Source organism: Parasphingomonas zepuensis, from assembly GCF_036663735.1.
Lineage (GTDB): Bacteria > Pseudomonadota > Alphaproteobacteria > Sphingomonadales > Sphingomonadaceae > Sphingomonas.
The window spans coordinates 1-1,435 of record NZ_JAXOJO010000033.1; the positions used below are offsets into that span (position 1 = coordinate 1).

At 61.1% G+C, this 1,435-nt stretch carries 2 protein-coding genes and 1 pseudogene; 1 reads left to right on the forward strand and 2 read right to left on the reverse strand.

Annotated features, from left to right (window positions below; translation table 11 throughout):
* A partial coding sequence (gene pyrG, locus U1769_RS24970) for a CTP synthase (protein WP_332720863.1) occupies positions 1-723 on the reverse strand: 723 nt, incomplete at its 3' end.
* An 85-nt stretch (positions 724-808) separates the two neighbouring features.
* Entirely contained in the window at positions 809-1,168 is a 360-nt protein-coding gene (gene secG / locus U1769_RS24975; protein ID WP_332720864.1) for a preprotein translocase subunit SecG, read from the reverse strand.
* On the opposite strand from secG, the pseudogene U1769_RS24980 reads away from it, so the two are divergent.
* Positions 1,167-1,435, forward strand: a pseudogene (locus tag U1769_RS24980) (hypothetical protein); the annotation flags it as partial. The gene secG and the pseudogene U1769_RS24980 overlap by 2 nt on opposite strands.

Here is a 1,435-nt window from a genome sequence, read left to right on the forward strand (position 1 = left end):
GGCCGCGTCGAGCGCGGGGATAACCGCGCTGGCGGGGACGTTACAGAATTGCGCAATTTTCGCGCGTTCGCCCGCTGGCAACGGGTGTTCGCAGCGGCACACCAGTACATCAGGCTGCACACCGAGCGAAGCCAGTTCTCGCACCGAATGCTGCGTCGGCTTGGTCTTCAGTTCGCCCGCTGCGGCAATGTACGGCACCAAGGTCACATGGACACTGATCGAACGACCCCGGCCCAGTTCGTTCTTGAGCTGGCGGATCGCTTCGATGAACGGCAGCGATTCGATGTCACCAACGGTTCCGCCAATCTCGCACAACACGAAATCAAGGCCGTCGGTCTCGGCCTGCGCGAATTCCTTGATCGCGTCGGTGACGTGCGGAATGACCTGCACCGTCGCGCCCAGATAATCGCCGCGCCGCTCACGTTGGATGATCTGGCTGTAAATCCGGCCAGAGGTGACATTGTCCGACTGGCGCGCCGAAACCCCGGTAAACCGCTCATAATGGCCCAGATCGAGATCGGTTTCCGCCCCATCGTCAGTCACATAGACTTCGCCGTGCTGATACGGCGACATCGTGCCCGGATCGACATTGAGATAGGGATCGAACTTGCGGATGCGGACCGTGTAGCCACGCGCTTGAAGCAGCGCGGCGAGGCTGGCAGCCATGAGGCCTTTGCCAAGCGAGGAGACCACGCCGCCGGTGATGAAAATATACCGCGTCATGGGAGTATTCGCCTAGCCGTTATGCACATGGAGGGGCAAGCGCCCGACTCCGGACGCCCCCAAATAAAGTTACGTTTGATGCCGCTTAGTTGGCGAGTGGAACGGTGCTGTTATCCGCCGGCGCGGCTGGCGCGGTCGGCTGAACTGCCGGTGCCGAGCCGCTGGCTGGTGCACTCTGCGTGGGTTGGGCAGCGCGGCTGGTGTCGATCGTATCGCTGCCGCGCGTTGCTGCCAGCACCGCCAGCGTGATGCTCATCGCCACGAACAGCCCCGCCAGCACGGCGGTAGCACGCGTCAGAAAATTTGAAGCGCCACGCGCCGACATCAATCCCGATGGGCTGCCACCGCTGGTCAATCCGCCACCCTCAGAACGCTGCATGAGGATCACCGTCACCAAGAGTGCGGCGATGATGGCATGGACGACGAGTAGGAAGGTGAAAAGCATGTCGGTCTTTCGCGGAAAGCGGCGACATAGGGGACGTGGTGCCCGTGATCAACCGCTCATCGTCCCTGTGTTTGTCACAGATACGGAACATTTCGCGTCCGCCCTGAAACTCGATGGCTATCGGGGCGTTAATGTCGCTGAATGCCCCGGCTCCTTGCGGGCGTGTAACGGAAATGAGTGTAGTGCGATGAACGCCGTGAGCGACCATTCGCTGTATCAGTGGAAGACCACACTGATCGATTATGTCCGGTCAGGCGAGCCGGATCT